Source organism: Polyangium sp. y55x31 (assembly GCF_029946505.1).
Classification (GTDB): Bacteria; Myxococcota_A; Polyangia; order Polyangiales; family Polyangiaceae; genus Polyangium.
Window position 1 is genome coordinate 80,092 of sequence record NZ_JARZHG010000019.1, and the last position, 12,509, is coordinate 92,600.

The window sequence follows — 12,509 nt, forward strand, 5'->3', positions numbered from 1 at the left end:
TCACCGCGCACGAAACGGCGAGACCGGCGCTACGCGTGTGCGCACCCATCTGGTAAGCTTATCGCATCCAATGGCGCTCCCACCCGTCCCGCACGAATTCGCGTCGAGCCTCCGGACCAGTCGGATCGAGGCCCTGAGTGATGCGGCCTTCGGCATCGTGATGACGATCCTCGTCCTCGAGATACCCGTGCCGGAGATCGATCAACCCACAGCCCTGGACGTACCGCGTGCGCTGCTCCGCTTGTGGCCGAATTTCCTTGGTTATTTCGTGAGCTTCGTCATGCTGGGGATGTCCTGGGTGGCGCAGCACGAGCAATTTCATTTCATCAAGCGCGCCGATCAAGCCCTCTTGTGGATGACCATGCTGTTCCTCATGCTCATCGCGACCGTCCCCTTCACCACGACGCTGATCGGCCGGTACCTGGAGCAGCAGTCGGTCGTGGTGCTCTACGGCGCGCACCTCCTTGCCATCAGCCTCGTCCACCATGCGACGTGGCGTTACGCGGCCATGAATCGGCGGCTGGTCGATCCTCACATTGATGTGGAGGACGTCGAGATGCACCTACGCCGCTCGCTCACCACACCGGTGATCTATCTGGTCGCCATAGGGCTCTCGTTCATGAATACTGTCCTCAGCGTTGTGGTCTATGCACTCGTGCCGCTCGTGTACGGCATGTTGCCGAGCATCTACGCCAAGCGGAAGAGGTCCCGCCCTCGCGAGAGGTGATTCTTCCGCAGCAAGAGGCGAGGCGAGCTCGGCTGCGCCATGCGAGGTCGTCCTCGCGCCCCGAGGAACCTCTTCGAATGGGCCCTCGTCGGGGGCTTCCGACACACCCGCCAAGGAGCGCCCTCGTCCTCCATCAGCCCGAACAGCCGTTCCGCCGCCAGACCGACCTGTAGGTCAGGATGCAGCAAATGGCATTGCACGCGATCCTCACCGCGGGCAAAGCACCGGTCGATGGCGGCGTATTCGTCAATCTTTCGAACAACGACGCCGCTCGTAGTGCCCCCGCAGATACCGCGGAATCCCGGTGGTGTGGTGCCGCGGTAGCACCCGGATACGCTTCCCGCACTCGCAAGCGCAGACATGCAGCCCCTTCGCGTTCTCCGCTTCCGCCCACGCTGAACACACCTCCAGCTGATGCCACCGGATGAACCGCGGGATCCCCACGCAGTGGTGCCACGGCTTCACCACGACCCGCCCCCCGCACCCGCAGGCGCACAGGTGCCCCTTTGCGTTTTCAGCCTCTGCCCACGCCTCCGCCGCACCCGCGGGCGTCGGGCGCGTGGGAAGTCGCACCATTCCTTCCAAAACTAGAGGCGGTCTCGCCGTTTGGTGAAAGGTTAACATTGCAGACGCAATAGGGAGCTTTCGCCTGAAGAACGCTTGACGTTATGAAATGGCTCAGAATCTCAGTCTGCGGTCAACTGACGAGCATATGCATCGTTGACCTTTCGCCAACCCACGGACGCGCTCATTTGGTCGTAAGCCGCTTCTTCACACCGTCCGCGTACGTGGGCGCCTGGTCGATGCCGTCGGCGTCAGGGCCCGCCGCGTTCAACGTCCGGTCTCCCCGCGCGATTCTCGCAGACAGGTTCAATCCTCACGCGAAAACGTCAGGAAGCGTGCCGCTGGCATTCCATGGATAGTGCTCGCTTTCGCTCGGACCCTTCACGGGTCGAGCTTCACGACGAACACGTCCATCCCTGTGTGGGTGGCTTCGAGGACGCCGGCGCCGAAATCGATGTCCCCGTGGACCGTCCCTGCCATGTATACGTGCCCCGACGGGGCCGCGACGAGCCCGTCCAGGGAGAGGCCGAGGGCATTGCCTTCCCCGAACCGCCGGCTCCACAAGGGTTCGCCGTCGGGCGAGAACTTGGCGACGAAGATGTCCGCCGAGAGCGGCGACGATGCCTGGAGCACGCCCGAGCCGAGATCCACCGTCCCTCCGAAGCTCCCTCCGAGGATCACGCTCCCGCTCGGGTCTGTGGTGATGGCGTGGGCGAACTGGTATTGACCATTCCCGAAGAACTTGCCCCAAAGGTAATTTCCGTTCGGATCCAGCTTGGCCAAAAAAGCGTCCCCTTCCCCCTCGGGGGCCTTGGACGTGACCGGTCCGCCGCCGAAATCCCAGGTGTCGCTGAATACGCCTGTCAGATAAACGTTGCCCGCGGTGTCCGGCTCGGTCGTGAGATAGGAATAGTGGTTGATGCCGCTCCCGCCGAAGCGCTTGCTCCAGAGGTGCTCGCCGGAGGGGCCGAGCTTCACCACGAAATAGTCCTCCTGTCCCACGCTCGTCAGCGTTTCGCCTCCGAAGTTCGCCGAATCGAACATGTACCCCGAGAGGAAAATGTTTCCTTGCGGATCGAATCGGGTGGAGCGCACCTGCACCGGCGGCAGGGTCTTGCTGAAGATGTGGTTCCCCGCTGCGTCGAAACGGCCGAGGAACGTGACGCTGTCGGCATCCACCAGAGGTCCGCCGCCGAGGTCGAGGGAGCTCGCGGACGTGTCGCCCCCGAGGAGCAGATCCCTCGCCGCGTTCGAACCGATCGCGTCGACGACCAGCCAATCCGTGGCGCTGATATGCTTCCGGAACACGACGTCGCCGGCCGGATCGAGCGAAAAGAAGAGCGCGTCCTGGGTGCCGACCGAGGTGAACGTCTCCCCGGCGAGCGTGACCGGGCTCTGAAAACTCACGACGCCGGAGGTTCGGCCCGCCGCATGGGTGACGAAGAGCTTCCAGCCGTCTCCATCGAGGACCTCCGCGGCGAGTGGATTGCCCTCCGCGCCGATCTCGAGCACGCAGGCCCCGTACCCGAAGGCCGATTCGACGACGCCCACGGGGCCGCCGACGTCGAGGGCGCCGCCGAGCTCGACACCGAGGACGATCCCGCCGGCGTCCGTGGCTGCCGCGCTTCGCACGAATCCGGCATCGGGACCCACGAAGCGCTTCGCCCACGAGGTCTCTCCGGTGCAGACGGCCGACATGCCGTCACAATCCTCGTCCCCCGGGGTGGAGCATGCCTCGAAGGCCGGCAAAATCTCCCCCGTGCACGGGCCGAAGCCGCTCCCGTCGTCCGCGCACGTCCGGAGGCCGGCGCGGCATTGGCCTACGCCCTCGGTGCCTTCCGGGCCGGTATAACAGAGCTCCTGCACGTGCGGCTCGCAGACGCCGGCCTGCTCGACGTGCGAGCTGCAGCCGGGCATCGCGGAGGCGAGCATCGCGAGAAAGAGCAGACGGAGCACGCCCAGCGCGCGGTTCACCATGACCACATGGTAGCCCTGGCCGCGCGCAAAGAAAATCGCGTAGGATGCGCGAATGCGGGAGCGAACCCGGGGTACGATCGTCCGTTGGGGGGCCTCGGCGATGGTCGTGGTTTGCGCCGCGGCCGGTTGTGGTGAGGGGAGGAACGCCTCATTCGAGAAGGAGCCCGAGATCGCCCGCGCCGTCCAGCCGCTGCTCATGGGCGTCGAGCAGGCGAAGCTCATCCCGAGCAAGCCCCACCCGGACGGGCGTTTTGGTATCTCAGCGGCGATCGACGGGGACACCGCGGCGGTAGGCATGCTTTGGTCCGCCGGTTCGGACGACCATGTCGGTGCCGTCTACCTGTTCGAGCGGAGCGGCGCCACCTGGAGCGAGGTGGCCGAGCTCAAAGCGCCCGGCACGGCCTACTACGACGAATTTGGGGATTCGGTGGCCCTCGCCGGGGATCGGCTCGCCGTGGGCGCGCCCTACATCGACGAGCTCCCGGGCGCCGTCTTTTCGTACACGCGGCAAGGGGGCGTATGGACCTTGGAGGGGAAGGTCGTGGCTGCGGACGGGCTCGGGTCCCGCGAGTTCGGGTGGAACGTCGTGCTCTCGGGGGATCGGCTCGTCGTCATGGATCCGCGCAGCGGCGACGTCGGCGCGGTCTACGTCTTCGTTTTGCAGGGAGGCACCTGGACGCAGGAGGCCCGGCTCGTCCCGAGCGGGCTCGGCAGCGAGGGAAACGTGTCTGCCATCGGTTTGTCGGGAGATATGCTCGTCGTCGCGCACGGGTTCGGGGCGCGCGCCTTCACGCGTGCAGGGAGCACGTGGAGCGAGGATGCGGAGATCCCGACGGACATCAACCTCCGGGCGGTGGCGCTGGAAGGGGACACCCTGGCGCTCGGAGGTGGCGCCGGGTGCCGGATCTTCTCGCGGGTCGGCGGCGACTGGATCCAGGTGGCCGAGCCCTGGCCCACCCCGCAGCTCGGATGGGACTATTTCGGCGCGGCGCTGGCGCTCGAGGGCGACCGGCTCCTCGTGGGATCGAGCATCCTCTACGCGGGGACTTCCGCGTACCGTGCCCATACCTTCCGCCGCTCGGCGGGAGCGTGGGAGCTCGAATCCGTCGTCACCCCGAAGGAGCAGCCCGTGGATGGGAACGGGGCGTTCGGCGCCTCCGTTTCGCTGTCGGGCGACACGCTGCTCATCGGCGCGCCACATGAAAATACCCCCGGGAACGAGGGCACGGCTTACATCCTCACGCTTGCGCCGGGGCTCGAGAATGGCACCCCCTGCGACAAACATGCGGTTTGCGCGAGTGGCTTCTGCACGGATGGCGTCTGCTGCGACACGTTGTGCGAGGGCACGTGCGTGGCGTGCGTCGGGGCCTCGAAGGGCGACGGCATCGACGGCATCTGCGGCCCCATCGCGGCGGGGACCGATCCCGACGCGGAGTGCGCGGCGCAGGCGCCCGAGACCTGCGGAACGACGGGCATGTGTAATGGCGGCGGGGCGTGCGAGAGGCATCCGGCAGGCACCACGTGCGACGACGGCAATGCGTGCACCGAGGGCGACGTCTGCGTGGAAGGGGGATGCGCAGGCGAGCCGCTCTCGTGCGCCGCGCCGGATGCGTGTCACCTGCCGGGGTCATGCAATACGTCGACGGGTATGTGCGAATATGCCTTGATCAACCCCGAGGATCCGGAGTGCGCGGTCGTCTCGGAGGCGTCCTGCGCGTGTGGCGTTCCAGGGAACGGTTCGGGGCTGGGCGAGCTCTCCGGACTCATGATGCTCGCGCTCGCCGCGACGGCGGCTCGGCGTTCGCGGGGGCGGCGTTGAGCGCCGGTTCTGTACATGTCGGAAACAATCATGGGCTCTTGAAGACGGCGCGCGATGCACTTCCACTTCACGCATGAGATTTCGATCGAAGGACGCCCGGGGGGCCTCGCTTTGGAGCTCCCCGAGTCGTGCTGCAACTGCGGTGCGACCGAGAGCATATCGTGGGTAGATGCGCGCCTCGTCAGGACCACCTTCGTGCCCTTTCCGGTCGTGTTCGGGAGTGAAGTCACGCTTCCCATCCGCTTGCCCTCGTGCCCGCGATGTACCCGGACGATGAATCGCCTCGCTCCCACGCTGATGAGCCTCGCCTTGCTCACCTTTCTGGTGTTCCTTGTCGCATTGTTTCCAAGCTGGCCCATCGCCGGTATGTTCGTCGAGACGGGGCCAAAACGGATCGAGCTCACGCTCTGGATCAGCATCAGTCTCACGGCGCTCTGGCCGTTGCTGTGGTACGGGGCCATCCGGCGCCCTCGCAATGGTCAGACGACGGCGTTTCAACCCATCCGCTTGGTTGGCGTTCGGCGCCGGTGGATGAGTGGCGATATCAGGCACGTCATTCTCGAGTTCACGAACGACGCCTATCGAGCGAACTTCGTCGAGCGCAATCCAGCACTCCTGCGGGCTGGTGTGGTGCGCGTAAAATGACCATCGGAGCAATTGCCCAACCAGGTTCTGATGTCGACGGGCGCTTCGCGGAGAGAAGCGGCGGTTCCTTGCAGATCCTGGAGCCGGCTAACGATGCGCTGCACCTGAATAGATCGGATGGCATTGCACATGCGTTTGCACTTGGTTGACATGAATGAAACGCTGGTAGCCGCCTGGCGGGGCGAGTTCCAACGGTTTCCGGACGTCGAAGTTCTCTGCGGCGACATCTTGGCGGTCGCCACGACGGCCGTGGTTTCCCCTGCGAATGGCTACGGATTCATGGATGGTGGTGTGGACCGTGCGTACGCAGCCTTCTTCGGGCCGGCCCTCGAGAGGCTCGTCTACGACGTCGTTGCTCGCAGGCCGGAGGGCTTCCTTCCCGTGGGCGCTGCCGAGATCGTCCCGACGGGGCACGCTCGTGTGCCGTACGTCATCCTTGCACCCACCATGCTCATGCCGGAGCACGTCCCAGCCTCCCACGCTTACCGCGCCCTTCGCGCGGCATTCCGAGCCGCAGCCCGCGAGAGCGAAATCGGAGACCTCTACTGTCCGGGGCTCGCGACAGGCGTCGGCGGGGTCGAACCTATCGACGCAGCGCGTGAGATGATGGCGGCCTACGTGGACGCCATGGGCGTGAGGGCCTGACGATTCAGGCTCACAGCGACCTCGCTGCGGCCTTCGCCCAAGCCTCCGCCGCCCCCGCTGGCGTTGGGCGTGTGGACAGCTTCACGGTTCCTTCCAGCACCAGCGCCGGCGTCGCCGATTGGCGAAAGGTCAACATTGCCGAAGGCATGGGCAGCCTCTCCTCGCCCTGCACGGTGGACATCCGTGGTTATTTCGATGCCATCGACCACGGATGGCTGGTGAGATTCGTTCGTCGAGCACAGGATCGCGGACAGGAAGCGGCTCGTCGCCATTGGCTGACCGCAGGCGGGGAACGCCACAGGGGGCGACGATATCGCCGCTCCTGGCGAACATCTACCTGCACTACGTTCTCGACCTATGGGCCCAGCAGTGGAGAACGCCGGCACGCCACCGGCGACGTGATCATCGTGCGGTATGCCGACGATTTTCCGCCGCGAGGTCGAACCTGCGGATTCTGCCGAGTGATGGCTCAGTGACATGATACCAATGAGGTCGCTTGACGCACTCCCCGTGCGCATGTTCTACTCGCTGCACAGGGTATGGCAGCTCGAACGGGCGTCGCTGAAGAGAAGATGTCGTTCACGAACACATTGCGACTCTCGCTCTCGTATCTCGCATATCCGGCGATGACCGGCTTCGCTATCGCGTTTGGCCTCTGGGCCATCGCGCGACATTGGCCAGCCTGGGCTGTCGGCGTCGTGGTCGTCTTGGTGGCCGCGGTGCTCGTCACCTTGCTCGAGTGGATCATCCCGTATTCGCGAGTTTGGGCGAAGCCGCACGGTGACCGGCTCACCGATTTCTGGCACCTCGCCCTCTCCAATCGCGCCTTCGACGTCGGCACGCTCGTCGCCGTCGGCGTGTTTGCCCCGCTCGGAGAGGCGCTTTCATCTCGGCTCGGCACACGCCTCTGGCCGCACGGTTGGCCCCTCCCGCTGCAAGCGCTGCTCGCCGTGGTGGTGTTCGAGCTGCCCTGGTATTGGATCCACCGACTCGAGCATATCTGGGCCCCCTTGTGGCGCGTGCACTCGGTGCACCACAGCTCGCTTCGGATCTATTGGTGGAACTTCGCCCGCACCCACCCGCTCGACAACCTGATCAGCGCGGTCGCCGCCTTCACGCCGCTTTCGTTGCTCGGCGTCGGTGATGAGCCTCTCGCGCTGATGGCGGCCTTCTCCGGCGCGCACGGCATGCTGCAGCACTCGAACATCGATCTTCGCACCGGCTTTCTCGATCTGTTTTTCAGCACCGCGCGTGTTCATCGCTGGCACCATTCGCCCCGCCGCCACGAGGCCGATGCCAATTACAGTCCGAGGGTGATGCTCTGGGATCACGTCTTCGGGAGCTATCGCTTCCGCCCCGACGTCGCTCCACCCGAGGACGTGGGACTCGGCGAGGATGCGGCGGAATTTCCCGAGAGCTACGTCGGCCAGCTCCTCGTCCCGTTTCGCTCGGACCATTGGCGCAAGCGCCACCCCTGAGGCTCGCTGCTCGGGCCGGAGGTATAGCCACGTGGTCGCTTGAGCGATAGCGCTCGAGGGAACCACGTTGGCAGCCGTGAGGCCGACGAGGACGACGCGGCGGCACCCTCGCCGCTGGCGCCCGTCACGCCTGCGGCCGAGGGCGCGTCGCTTCCGACGGGTGGGTAGGCTGCCGGGGACGGTTCGAGAGGGACGCGCGCCGCGGGCGAAGGGGCGCGCGGCACACGTGACCGGGAGGCGGCATGCGTCGCGGCGAGCCCGCGGTGCTTCCCGAGGGCGGGGATGTCGGGGGGGAGCGCGTAGGGCTCCGGTGGCGGATCGGGCTTTTGGCAACGGCGGTTCGTCGGCAGGCCACGCCTCGAATACGCCGCGCGGAGACGCATCTTTCAAGGTAGGCTTCCCCCATGCCTCCGCCCATCACCTTCCGCGCCCTCACCGAGGCCGATCTCCCCTTGATGCACGCCTGGCTCACGCGGCCCCACGTCGCCGAATGGTGGCAGCCCACGCCGACCCTCGACGAGCTCCGCGATGATTACCTCCCGAGCGTCGGAGCCGCCGACACCTCGCCGCTCGACGCCGAGAGCGGCACCATTCCGTACTTCGCGTGCGAGGATGGAAAGCCGTTCGGCTTCATCCAGGCCTATCGTGTCATGGCGAGCCAGGCCGACGGCTGGTGGCTCGACGAGACGGACCCGTGCGCGCTCGGCATCGACCAGTTCATCGCCGACGCCGATCGTATCGGCAAAGGCCTCGGCACCCGCATGATCCGCGCGTTTCTCGAATTCCTGTTCGCCGACCCGCGCGTGACCAAGGTGCAGACCGATCCGGAACCGACGAATGGCCGCGCGGTGGCGTGTTATCGGAAAGCGGGCTTCCGCGACGTGTCGGTGATCGAGACGCCGGATGGCCAGGCGCTCTTGATGATCGCCCACCGCGGCGCCTGAGCCGGGTCCGCTCGATGGGGCGTCGATCAGGGGATCGAGGGGGCTTTCGCGCGGGGGGCGGGGGGCGCGCGCCGTTCGGCCTCGATCCACGCGCGCGCCTCGCGCTCGTTCGCGAGGAAGACGAACGGCACGTGGGTCTTGTGGCGCCAGAACAGCCGCACGGCCTTGAGGGCCAGCGTCGCGAGCACCCGCTGCGAAAAGCCGCCGCCGATGAGCACGATCCCGCGCAGATACGCGCGGGCGTCCCGCTCCGAGAGCAGGCGCCGGGCCTCCGGCGCGATGCCGTCGAGGTCCGTGAGGTCGACGAGCCAGAAAATCGGGCCCCGCTTGCCGTGAAGCTCGATCACGTCGAGCGCCGTCGCGAACTCGTCGCGGGAGATGGGGCCGACGGCGATGGTGTGAAGGAGATCGGGCGCCTCGAAACGGTGGCGGTGCGCGCCGACGCGCTCCCAGGTATCATCCATGCCGCTCCACCTCCATCCTTCGTTCCCGGCATGAGCGCAAGTCCATCCAGGATGAGCTCCAGGAAATGACGCATTTTGCCTTTATTTTCGCACGCCACCTCGTTCCCATCGCCGCCGCGCTCGCCGCCGTACCCCCGACGCGGTCCTCGTGGCTGCTCGCCGGCGCCGCGCTCGCGAGCGCCGGGATCCCCCGCAACGCGGGCAAGGTGGTCAGCGCCGTTTCCTCCGGCAAGCCCGTCGATCGAGGCGCCCTCGTCCTCTTGCTCGGCGCCTCCGTCCTGACGCTCGCGCTCGGCGCCGCGGGCTTCTTCCAGGTGCCCGATGCTTCGGCCGTGGCCCTTCCCACGGCGCTCCTCGGGATCGTCGCGCTCGGCGCTTCCCTGTTCGGGTTGAGCGGTGGACCATCGCTCGTCGAGACGGCCGCGGCGGCGGCGCCCACGCCGGAAGAGCAGGCGATCCTGTACCCGCAAGGCGGCGTCCCCATCGGCGAGCCGACGAACCTCACCGCGGGTCAGCAATGGGAGCGGGACCGGGTCGTCGAGCAGGTGAACACGCGCGGCCAGGTCGCCGCCATCGGATACGTCGCGGGGCTCGTGATCGAGTCGTCCGCCGCGCTCTTCGCGGCGATGTTGTTCGCCGCGATCATGGTCGCCTCCGGGGCGCCGTCGTTCTGGGCCTGGGAAGGGGCCGGCGCGTTCGCGCTCGCGTTCGCCGCCGCGGGCGCCGCCGTCGCGCGGATGTCTTCCGCCGACGAGGGGGAGCCCCTCACGGCCTTCGGCGGCGTGCTGCTCATCGCCTTCATCGCGATTGCAGTCGCGGTGGCGAACGGGTGGACCGTCATGCTCTCGGGCGCCCCGATGGTCGTGCTCTCGATGCTCATCACCATCATCAAGCCCGCCCGCCATCGCCGCGTGGTGGACGTGATTCTCTGCCTCGTCGCGATTGCGACGGGCGTCGGGGTCGCCTATTTCTGAGGCATCCGGCCTGGCCTTTCCTCGAGCCGCGCGCCCCCCGCAATTCGGGCTTGCTTCGAGCTCAAAGGTTCAGGAACATGTCTCCATGCGTACCCTTGCTTTCACCGGATTGCTTTTCCTCTCGTCCTCGCTCCTCGCCTGCGGCGGGGGCGGCTCCCCCGGCAGCGGCGCGGGCTCCGGGGATCCTCCGACGGATCCCGCGCTCGACGCGGTCATCCAGGAAGGCCTGAAGGCGTTCCGCAAGCCGGGCGTGCGCGGGCCTTGCGCCGGTTGCCACGCGCCCGACGGGATCGATATCGCGTCGATCGACTACGACGAGGCCACGATTCGCCGCAGGGCCGAGGCGGATCAGGTCGGCGCCGGGGAGACGGACGCGATCGTGGCCATGATCGAGGCGCTGCGGAAAAAACACGCGATCGTCCCGGTCTCGCGGACGGCTTTCCGGCCGTACCAGCCCGGCGGCGAGGTGCTCGGCGAGCTGCCGCCCGAGGGCGAGATGGATTCGTACGAGCGGCGTGAGGCGCGTGATCGCGTGTTTCTCGCGTCCCTCGAAGAGCAGAAGCTGAAGGTCCTCGACGGCATGGTCGACAGCATCGAAAAAGCCGAGGCGGCGGCGGACGAGCTCGACGCGATCGACCTCCGCAAGCTCCGCGTGGGCATCCCCTTCGATCGCTGGTCGGAGGATCCCTTCAACACGCCGGCCGGCCTTCCGCCTTTCGAAAGCGTGGCCGAGTGGATCCCGTGGCACGCGCAGCGGCCGATCATGGGATTGGAGGAGGACTGGTACACGATCGTCGACGAATACCTCGCCGATCCGGCCGACGAGGCGAAGTTCTGGCGATTCTACGACGCCATCGACGAGATGACCGAGCCCGACCCCTGGAACGGCGGCGCCGACGAGCCCGGGATCGCCTGGAACCGTGAGAAATGGAAGAGCGTGCAGATCGCGCAGCACATGCTCTTCCGCATGAAGACGGACGAATACCCGGACGTCTGGCACGGATCCGATCCGCCGAGCGCGACCGCTGGGCCCACGGAGTCGGCGCGTAACCGCGCCATCGATCGCAACCCGATCTGGCACGTGGGCGACATCATCCGGGTGAACCCCCTGCATTGCACGGGCGCGAGCACCTGCATCGAGCTGCCCGATTTCGCCGACGTGCCCGAGGACGAGGACATCCGCGAGCTGCAGACCGACGTGATCCAGCAATCGTGGTTCTGGACCGCGTGGGAATACGACGCGCCCCTGCTCATCGCCGGCAATGGCATCCCCTCGATCGACGGCGACTATTTCCTGTCGACGCTGATGAACCGTTATGCGATCCACCACGGCTTCTTGATGGCGAAGGGGATGGTCGCGAAGGCGCGCGCGCCGCTCGGCTGGCTCAACGCGAAGGCGCCGGACCGCGATCGGAACAAGGAGGATTACAACGCGGCGGGACACGGCCAATGGGCGAGCCCGCGGCCGTTCCTCCTCACGCGCCAGCTCGAAGGGACGCGGCACGTCGTGGCCGATCCGGCGCGGCAGCCGGCGCATACACGTTTGGTGACGAACGCGATCCGGATGGGGCTTTACCTGATGAAAAAGGAGCTCGACGCGCCGAACCCGACGGTCTTCGACAAGGAGAGCACGATCAAGAAGCTCGAGATCCTGAAGAGCTGGTTCCACGACGGCGAGTGGGACGATCCGCTCTACAACACGGGCATCGATCCGCTCATCGACGAGCTCGTGGGCAAGGTCTCTGCCGCGACGGAGAGCAAGGACCCGAGCATTCAGTTCCCGGACGCGAGCGACATCCAGTAGCTCGCCGGCGATCCAGTACGACACGAATTGCGGCGTGGGGCTCCCCGCGATCCGGACGGAGCTTTAGGCTCCGGCCAGGGGGGCATTCATGAAACACGATACCATGGAGCGTTTGTCGCGGATGGGGCGCGGCCTTCTGGTCGCCTCGGGCCTCGTCCTCGGGAGCGGCTGCGTCGCGGATAACGCGGAGAGTGAGGACACGCCTCCGGCGACGGGCACGCCGGCGGCTCGGGTGGCGGAGAACGCCGTGTCCACGCCGCCGAACTGTCGGGGCGCGGAGGGCCGGGCCTGGAGGCTCACCCGGAGCCCGATCGGGTATTGCTCGTACGCGGTCCCCGTGTACGACCCGCGCACCTGGATCTCGGCGGGCCCCTTGCCCTCCTGCGCGTCGCTCTGGCGCAAGCTCCGCTGCGTGTACGGGCCCCGCGTCCGTATCGGGCCGTAGACGTCGCGCGATTTTCTCCCGTA

The 12,509-nt window shown here is 66.8% G+C and carries 11 protein-coding genes and 1 pseudogene; 10 read left to right on the forward strand and 2 right to left on the reverse strand.

The annotated features are described in order from the left end of the window. Positions 1–70 precede the first annotated feature (70 nt). The gene (locus QHF84_RS28930; protein ID WP_281316771.1) at positions 71–727 is read left to right on the forward strand and encodes a TMEM175 family protein; all 657 of its coding nucleotides are present in this window, start codon (positions 71–73) and stop codon (positions 725–727) included. A gap of 945 nt (positions 728–1,672) precedes the next feature. On the opposite strand, the gene QHF84_RS28935 is transcribed toward QHF84_RS28930, so the two are convergent. After that, a complete protein-coding gene (locus QHF84_RS28935) occupies positions 1,673–3,268 on the reverse strand; it encodes a hypothetical protein (protein ID WP_281316672.1) in 1,596 nt (531 codons plus the stop codon). A gap of 52 nt (positions 3,269–3,320) precedes the next feature. Here QHF84_RS28935 and QHF84_RS28940 point away from each other — a divergent pair, with 52 nt between their 5' ends. From QHF84_RS28940 to QHF84_RS28965, 6 genes and pseudogenes are all read left to right on the forward strand, one after another. Beyond that, positions 3,321–5,087 carry an FG-GAP repeat protein gene (locus QHF84_RS28940; protein ID WP_281316673.1) on the forward strand — a complete coding sequence of 589 codons (1,767 nt, stop codon included), beginning with the start codon at positions 3,321–3,323 and terminating at the stop codon, positions 5,085–5,087. A 273-nt stretch (positions 5,088–5,360) separates the two neighbouring features. After that, positions 5,361–5,732 (forward strand): hypothetical protein, encoded by a 372-nt coding sequence (locus QHF84_RS28945; protein WP_281316674.1) that lies wholly within the window; start codon positions 5,361–5,363, stop codon positions 5,730–5,732. A gap of 150 nt (positions 5,733–5,882) precedes the next feature. Beyond that, positions 5,883–6,377, forward strand: a complete 495-nt coding sequence (locus QHF84_RS28950; RefSeq protein WP_281316675.1) for a macro domain-containing protein — start codon at positions 5,883–5,885, stop codon at positions 6,375–6,377. Between the two features lie 176 nt (positions 6,378–6,553). Further along, positions 6,554–6,802: pseudogene (locus QHF84_RS28955) on the forward strand (reverse transcriptase domain-containing protein); the annotation flags it as partial. Positions 6,803–6,916: 114 nt separating this feature from the next. Next, a complete protein-coding gene (locus QHF84_RS28960) occupies positions 6,917–7,855 on the forward strand; it encodes a sterol desaturase family protein (protein WP_281316676.1) in 939 nt (312 codons plus the stop codon). Positions 7,856–8,259: 404 nt separating this feature from the next. Further along, positions 8,260–8,799, forward strand: coding sequence for a GNAT family N-acetyltransferase (locus QHF84_RS28965; RefSeq protein ID WP_281316677.1), 540 nt, complete (start codon positions 8,260–8,262; stop codon positions 8,797–8,799). 26 nt (positions 8,800–8,825) lie between these two features. Here QHF84_RS28965 and QHF84_RS28970 read toward each other — a convergent pair whose 3' ends face one another. Beyond that, entirely contained in the window at positions 8,826–9,263 is a 438-nt protein-coding gene (locus QHF84_RS28970; protein ID WP_281316678.1) for an STAS/SEC14 domain-containing protein, read from the reverse strand. A 65-nt stretch (positions 9,264–9,328) separates the two neighbouring features. On the opposite strand from QHF84_RS28970, the gene QHF84_RS28975 reads away from it, so the two are divergent. The 3 genes from QHF84_RS28975 to QHF84_RS28985 all read left to right on the forward strand — a co-directional run bounded on the left by QHF84_RS28975 (position 9,329) and on the right by QHF84_RS28985 (position 12,486). Next, entirely contained in the window at positions 9,329–10,237 is a 909-nt protein-coding gene (locus QHF84_RS28975) for a hypothetical protein (RefSeq protein ID WP_281316679.1), read from the forward strand. An 85-nt stretch (positions 10,238–10,322) separates the two neighbouring features. Continuing rightward, positions 10,323–12,041, forward strand: coding sequence for a hypothetical protein (locus QHF84_RS28980; protein ID WP_281316680.1), 1,719 nt, complete (start codon positions 10,323–10,325; stop codon positions 12,039–12,041). 88 nt (positions 12,042–12,129) lie between these two features. Next, entirely contained in the window at positions 12,130–12,486 is a 357-nt protein-coding gene (locus QHF84_RS28985; RefSeq protein WP_281316681.1) for a hypothetical protein, read from the forward strand. The last annotated feature ends 23 nt before the right edge of the window (positions 12,487–12,509 follow it).

What these genes read in the sequence shown, in the direction of transcription:
- QHF84_RS28975 (WP_281316679.1), top strand. Translation starts at nt 9,329, where the DNA reads ATGACGCATTTTGCCTTTATTTTCGCACGCCACCTCGTTCCCATCGCC.
- QHF84_RS28985 (WP_281316681.1), top strand. Translation starts at nt 12,130, where the DNA reads ATGAAACACGATACCATGGAGCGTTTGTCGCGGATGGGGCGCGGCCTT.
- QHF84_RS28970 (WP_281316678.1), bottom strand. Translation starts at nt 9,263, where the DNA reads ATGGATGATACCTGGGAGCGCGTCGGCGCGCACCGCCACCGTTTCGAG.
- QHF84_RS28965 (WP_281316677.1), top strand. Translation starts at nt 8,260, where the DNA reads ATGCCTCCGCCCATCACCTTCCGCGCCCTCACCGAGGCCGATCTCCCC.
- QHF84_RS28945 (WP_281316674.1), top strand. Translation starts at nt 5,361, where the DNA reads ATGAATCGCCTCGCTCCCACGCTGATGAGCCTCGCCTTGCTCACCTTT.
- QHF84_RS28950 (WP_281316675.1), top strand. Translation starts at nt 5,883, where the DNA reads ATGAATGAAACGCTGGTAGCCGCCTGGCGGGGCGAGTTCCAACGGTTT.
- QHF84_RS28940 (WP_281316673.1), top strand. Translation starts at nt 3,321, where the DNA reads ATGCGGGAGCGAACCCGGGGTACGATCGTCCGTTGGGGGGCCTCGGCG.
- QHF84_RS28930 (WP_281316771.1), top strand. Translation starts at nt 71, where the DNA reads ATGGCGCTCCCACCCGTCCCGCACGAATTCGCGTCGAGCCTCCGGACC.
- QHF84_RS28960 (WP_281316676.1), top strand. Translation starts at nt 6,917, where the DNA reads ATGGCAGCTCGAACGGGCGTCGCTGAAGAGAAGATGTCGTTCACGAAC.
- QHF84_RS28980 (WP_281316680.1), top strand. Translation starts at nt 10,323, where the DNA reads ATGCGTACCCTTGCTTTCACCGGATTGCTTTTCCTCTCGTCCTCGCTC.
- QHF84_RS28935 (WP_281316672.1), bottom strand. Translation starts at nt 3,268, where the DNA reads ATGGTGAACCGCGCGCTGGGCGTGCTCCGTCTGCTCTTTCTCGCGATG.